Genomic DNA, 6,000 nt, shown 5'->3' with positions numbered 1-6,000 from the left:
CGTTGAAATGAGGTGCCTCTCCATTGTTTTGCATAAAGCCGATACCATCGGGATTGAACTTAGCTTCTATACGTTTATATAAATCTCTTGCAACGTCGGTGATCTCTAAAAACACAGACTCAGGCAAGTCGATGAAAGTACGATATTGAGTCTTAGGACAGATTAAAATATGTCCAAAGTTGATTGGGTCATGATCTGCAAAAGCTATAACTTGGTCAGATTCATACACGATGACCGAGTCAATTTCACGATTAACAATTTGTTCGACTATCGTAGTCATCTGAACTCCTATCAAAGTATGCTAACGCCCAGTTAAGGGGTGAAGCACGCAATACCAATGTTACTGCATGGCACTTCAACACCAAAACCACCGCATACCAAAAATGCCACGCGTGCTGAATCCCTCTTGAACTGTTTGTTAGCACGCTGCCCTTTAAGCTTTTGGTACACGCCAAGATATTGAAATATAGCACGAAACTTATGGCTTAAAACACCAAACCAAACGGACAACTGCCAAACTAAAAACAAACATCAAGACGTAAGTTGGCTTGAAGAAAAACATGCTTAACTGCCCTTTTTTCACTGCTTTCAAATTAGCAAAGAATACGGGCTTCGAACTTGAACAACAGCGTCAAAGAAACGCTTGTTTTGCCGAAAATTTCTCAGCGCCAAAGAAACCACGCCAGAGAAATAGCCCGAAAGTTAGAATCCGTAAACGATAAACTCAAAGCGAAAACTTCACATCTAGTGCCACCGGAGCGAACCTGAAAGGCACATTTTATCCGGTGCAAAGCGAGGAAAAGAAACCAATAAAAACAGAAACTTTTAGCCTTTGATGCCAACCCTGTGCTAACGCCTTGTTAAGGTGTGAGGCACGCAATACCGAAGGTTCCGCATAACACCTTAACTACTAAAGCCAACGCATAGTAAAAATGCCACGCGTGCCGAATCACTCTTGAACAATTTGTTATACGAATTTCTTCAGTGCCAACACTTGCTGTTCAAATAACTCACAATCTGACTTTGAGTATGACTTAGCGACATTAACCCATTGAACGCCCGTTTCATCTATGTGACGAAACTCGACTTGAAGTGCATATTTAGAACAACGAAAAAGAGCAAAAACCAAACCTACAACCGTCAGACTAAGAACTAAAACTAGTAGCCATTGTGGCACCTCTTCCAACCTTGGAATAACTAACCAAACTGCCCCTGAAAAAACACATACCCAGAATAAAACTTGACCTAAATTATCAAGAAAACTTAACTTTTTAACCCTAACATTGTTTATCTTAGACAAAGGATATGAGTCTTTCTTAAACCTGAACTCTTTTGAATCCAAGTTAAAATCATTACTTTTGTACATAATTTCCCTCTATTCGTATAACGCCCTGTTAAGGTGTGAGCAACGCAATACCGAAGCTTCCGCATACCACCTTAACCACTAAAACCGACGCACAGTAAAAATGCCACGCGTTGTGAATCACTCTTAAACAGTTTGTTAAGGCTCATTTCTCACGCTGTATTTGTTCAATAGATTCTTTTAACAAAGGTTCAAGATTCAATGTGCCATTTTGGATGTGATAGTAATGGACTGGAGCCTGTTTTCCATTTTCACTAATAAACTGTGCTGCATTGAGATGAGCCTGCTCAAACAAGCTATCACGTTGTTCTTCTTCGAGTTTATTTCTAGACGTTAGACGGATGGCTACTGTTAAGTCAAGATCTGAAAAGTAGGTACATGCAAGCAGGCTTATTTGATTTTCGGCACAACGTTTGTCAGCACGAAAAGCTTGAGTAAAACGTTTGAAACTGAACTTGAGACTTTTATCGTACAGTTCATCTAAGATCATGTTACCCATCCACGTGCTAAAGAAAACGCAAATGCCAACAAGAACCTCATTAGTAAATCCAGCATCAGCATATACCCTTTGGTCGATTTTAAAGCTTGGGACATTAGAAAATGTTTTCGGGTCAAAGCAACCTCCAGCTAGTTCGAATTCTTCTATTGATTGTTCAATAACATCAGCAGCTACTCGCAGATGAATACTTTGACCACCAACAAGCATACAATATTTAAATTTCATGAATACTCCGTGAGCCTTAACGCCTTGTTAAGGTGTGAGGCACGCAATACCGAACCCTCCGCATAACACCCTAACCACTAAACCTGACGCATAGCAAAAATGCCACGCGTGCCGAATCACTCTTGAACAATTTGTTAGCAGTTTTTTCTACACAAAATTATGCTTTTATCGCATACACCGTTATGTGGTTTGAAGTTTCACGCTCATAAACACTGACATGAAGCACTTGGAACCCTGCTTTCTCTAGTTCAACAACTAGATCACTTTCAGAGGTAACATGACGATATGGACTGCCATCCCTATAAGTTTCATAGCTAATTTCATTTTTAGAGCACAAGCTACTGACAAAAAATACCCCGTTTTCAGACAGTGAACGATAAACATGACTCAAAAATATGACTCGATCTGCACCGATAATGCAATGCAAGCAATTACCGTCAATGACAACATCATAACGTTCTGGAAGTTCAAGAGACGCTACCGTTAGGTCCGCTAAATAATAATTACCCTCGACTCCTGTTGCTCTGGCTTTTTCCTTTGCCCATTCAATTGCGGTTGGTGAAATATCTATACCTGCCACCTCAAAGCCTAACTTCTGGAAAGCTCTGCAATGATGTCCTTCACCGCAACCTAGTTCGAGCAGTTTACCTTGCACCGGTCGTTTAAATAGCTCGAGAAAACGCTCAACTAAAACTGCTTTAGACATTCGCTCGTTGCCACCCCAACCTTCCCAGCCAGCTTCGCGAGCTTCAACATACATGTGTTCATGAACTTGGTAGTTTTGTTTCATATTCATCCTTGACTGCTAACGCCCTGTTAAGGTGTGAGCAACGCAATACCGATGCCGCCGCACACCACCTTAATCGCCTAAACGCAACGCATAGTAAAAATGCCACGCGTTGCGAATCACTCTTAAACAGCTTGTTAAGCACATTCCAGAACTAGACTCAATGACAGGTTGTGCAATTCTTCTAGTTCATCATTCCAAAGACCGTCTGTCTTAAGTAAGTCCACCAATTGAACATAACGTGACTCGCTGTGTAACACCGTTGCAGCAGTAGCTGAGTATGATGAATTTGGCTGGCACTCTAAAAGAATACCCTCAACACCACCCACTAGTATATTTTTAGAACGTGTGCTTTTTCCGCTATTTAACCAGATATGATATCTGTCGTGAGCATCATTTATAGAACTTAAAACTTGCTCACCAATCTCAAAACGTTTAAATACGGCGCGTTCTGAATGATTTAGATTTAGCGCATCTATTGTATTTTTTCCAATATCTGTCTTGTCAGTTAATCGGTACAATTTAAACCCTAAATGAGATTTAGGGTCATTTACAAAAGGATTGACGATAGGCTCGATGGACACATTGTGAGTTCCCTTAGCCCCATTACATCGTTTACAAGAAGGTAAAAGATTGTCCCAAAGTACAACCTTATCTGGGGTTGAGCTTTTATCTTCAAAATGCTCTACCTCCATATAATTACTTTCTGAGTTTAGCTTGCATTCACAATAAGCACACTTACTAGAGCTACTTAAAAGTAATGCCTCTTTAATCTTTTCGTGGTTCCATACATTTTTCCCAGTTTTTTTAAATATTTCTGTAAGGCGAGTAACTGTCTCATCATCAAGGTAATCAGGAGCAAGCGGCTTTTGTAGCTTAATCAATTGCAGCCCCCTTGATAGAAGAAAGCTGAAATTTCAGCATTTTCTTCATGTGATTACTCGGATGAAGCATAGAATCTAAAGAGTTATACGCGCGTAAAGCAGCTTCATAATTTTCTTGTTCTATAGCAGATTCAAACCTATTAATTGAATCAGTAAAAACATCCGTTCTCAAGTCATACATACCCATAACGTCCATAAGTACTTCTTCTATAGTCCAACCCTTGAACCCATGTTGAGAGACTGGCAATGACCGCTGTGTAGCTTTTCCATCGACGCTTTCAATTGCAATTATTTGGTTAGGCTGTGCCGATTGAATAATATGAGGACTATGAGTAGTGCAAATAAACTGGGCATTGGGGAATATTTCAGTAAGGACTGCAGTTATTATTGCTTGCCATTCTGGATGTAAATGAAGTTCAACTTCATCAATCAAAACGATACCATCAAAGTCATTAGCTTTAATTTTAGGATCGACAAATCTAAACTCTATTTCTTTTATAATACCAAATATAATTGAAAGACATGACTTAAAGCCAGAAGATAGGTATTCATAATAAATCTCTCCACTAGGCGTGTTCACTAAAATCTCATTTGATGATGCGTCAACTCGACTAAAGGTGAAACTTTCATTTAATGCTGAAAAGCTGTCTCTAGCCAATTCATAGTTAGCTATTTGGGTATCAGTCAACGTCCCATGAGGTGAATACAGGTAGCGATTAACAAACCAGTTTTTTACGTCATCTAACCTAACACCTGCTCTAGCCTCGCTCCATGCGCTACTATTAGGTTTATCTGTATCCTTTCCGACAGCTTGAAGAGGTTGATATTCGAAGGTTCTATTAATTTTTAACGAGAGTAATTTTGTCGATAGATCATTGAGTCCATTTATTTGAGCCTGCTGACTGGGAACAAACTCAGAAAACTCAACATTTGATATTCTTTCTCCGCCATCTAAATCTACTTTCGCGCGAATATGACTTTTTCCTGACTTAGCGTTTCGTTTAAGTACGTTTGTTCTCCCATTTGAGAAAGTGTGGGCAATTGATTCAAGGATAGTTGTCTTTCCAATCCCATTAGGTCCACATATTAAATTCATCTTAGGATCTAAGGTTAAATGAAGATCTTCTATCCCGCCGACACCTGTGATATTTATTTCTTTAATCCACATATAAATCCTTAAAGTTTCTTGATGCGAGCACGTTGAAGGTGCTTAACGCCGCATTAAGGGGTGAACAACGCTACCACCCGTTCTAAACCATTGTGTCGTAAACACTAAAGCCGATTCAAACCAAAACTGCCAAGCGTTGTGAATCCCTCTTGAATGCCTTGTTAGTTGCCAAGCCTAAAACTTTGATTTGAAGTCAATTACCGCTTTGCCAACACTACTTTTAAGTGTTTTAAGAAACTCAAATCAGGCGCAGTTTCCAAGCGCCTGTCACTGAAACCACCTAGAACATACAACGCCGTAGAAAACGGGCTAACAACACCAAAAATCGCCTTTAGACAGACAATGTTACAGAGCTAACTTTCAACATATAAACCGGTTTCTGAAACAGAAAATCCAACCTCAAAAGAAACCTGAGAACGATTTTCACGAACCCGAACGATTCAAAATTGAAGTACGAAACCCCACCAAAAACACACTAACTTTAACTCTAAACATTCTGTTTAAGCTGCGTTTGCCTCACTGGCAACTAACGCCTTGTTAAGGTGTGAGGCACGCAATACCTAAGCTTCCGCATAACACCTCAACCACTGAACCTAACGCATAGTGAAAATGCCACGCGTGCCGAATCACTCTTGAACAATTTGTTATGTACGTTGTACCGAGCGCACTGGTACCCAACCAATTTCACCCGTTGACCTCGAAACTCGATACCACTCATTGAGTTCAAACTGCACTGACAGCTTTTCACCAATGACTGTATTGAGCTCAACATTGTCATAGTCATAACGCAAAACACCTTCTGAGATTCCTTCAATCTTTTCGATATATTGAACTGGAGCCCAACCCTGCAGACCTTCACTACTGGTTATAAAAATCCAATTGGGAAACTCGTCGTCAATTGCACCGAGAGCCACTTTATCACCTTGTTTCAAATAAAACGGATTGGGATATTCTGAGACGTGTTTTTCCGTAGCGACTACTTCCATATTTTCTCCAAAGTACATAACGCCCTGTTAAGGTGTGAGCAACGCAATACCGATGCTTCCGCATACCACCTTAAACACTAAAAGCAAC

Annotated in this window: 7 protein-coding genes; all 7 read right to left on the bottom strand. The window is 40.1% G+C overall.

All coding sequences use genetic code 11. From position 1 onward, the window contains the following. The coding region (locus IQR33_RS32530; protein ID WP_228013790.1) for an HIT family protein at positions 1–280 on the bottom strand (280 nt) is incomplete at its 3' end. 687 nt (positions 281–967) lie between these two features. Continuing rightward, positions 968–1,366 (bottom strand): DUF6232 family protein, encoded by a 399-nt coding sequence (locus tag IQR33_RS07790; protein WP_025539256.1) that lies wholly within the window; start codon positions 1,364–1,366, stop codon positions 968–970. A 142-nt stretch (positions 1,367–1,508) separates the two neighbouring features. Beyond that, on the bottom strand, positions 1,509–2,087 hold the full coding sequence (locus tag IQR33_RS07780; protein ID WP_193837322.1) for a hypothetical protein: 579 nt from the start codon (positions 2,085–2,087) through the stop codon (positions 1,509–1,511). Between the two features lie 157 nt (positions 2,088–2,244). Further along, complete coding sequence (locus tag IQR33_RS07770) at positions 2,245–2,883, bottom strand: class I SAM-dependent methyltransferase (protein WP_005382559.1); 639 nt, start codon at positions 2,881–2,883, stop codon at positions 2,245–2,247. A 128-nt stretch (positions 2,884–3,011) separates the two neighbouring features. After that, complete coding sequence (locus tag IQR33_RS07760) at positions 3,012–3,758, bottom strand: HNH endonuclease (protein ID WP_193263331.1); 747 nt, start codon at positions 3,756–3,758, stop codon at positions 3,012–3,014. Next, positions 3,751–4,926 (bottom strand): AAA family ATPase, encoded by a 1,176-nt coding sequence (locus IQR33_RS07755; RefSeq protein ID WP_017635397.1) that lies wholly within the window; start codon positions 4,924–4,926, stop codon positions 3,751–3,753. The genes IQR33_RS07760 and IQR33_RS07755 overlap by 8 nt, the downstream gene beginning before the upstream one ends. 644 nt (positions 4,927–5,570) lie before the next feature. Next, complete coding sequence (locus IQR33_RS07745) at positions 5,571–5,912, bottom strand: SH3 domain-containing protein (RefSeq protein WP_017635398.1); 342 nt, start codon at positions 5,910–5,912, stop codon at positions 5,571–5,573. Positions 5,913–6,000: the final 88 nt, after the last annotated feature.

Source organism: Vibrio sp. OPT46, from assembly GCF_015163535.1.
GTDB classification, from domain to species: Bacteria; Pseudomonadota; Gammaproteobacteria; order Enterobacterales; family Vibrionaceae; genus Vibrio; species Vibrio alginolyticus.
The sequence above is the reverse complement of the archived record's forward strand: the minus strand, read 5'-3'. Positions and strand labels throughout refer to the sequence as shown.

Excerpts from the sequence above, each read along its gene's own strand:
- IQR33_RS07770 (WP_005382559.1), bottom strand. The coding sequence starts at position 2,883 with ATGAATATGAAACAAAACTACCAAGTTCATGAACACATGTATGTTGAA.
- IQR33_RS07755 (WP_017635397.1), bottom strand. The coding sequence starts at position 4,926 with ATGTGGATTAAAGAAATAAATATCACAGGTGTCGGCGGGATAGAAGAT.
- IQR33_RS07745 (WP_017635398.1), bottom strand. The coding sequence starts at position 5,912 with ATGGAAGTAGTCGCTACGGAAAAACACGTCTCAGAATATCCCAATCCG.
- IQR33_RS07790 (WP_025539256.1), bottom strand. The coding sequence starts at position 1,366 with ATGTACAAAAGTAATGATTTTAACTTGGATTCAAAAGAGTTCAGGTTT.
- IQR33_RS07780 (WP_193837322.1), bottom strand. The coding sequence starts at position 2,087 with ATGAAATTTAAATATTGTATGCTTGTTGGTGGTCAAAGTATTCATCTG.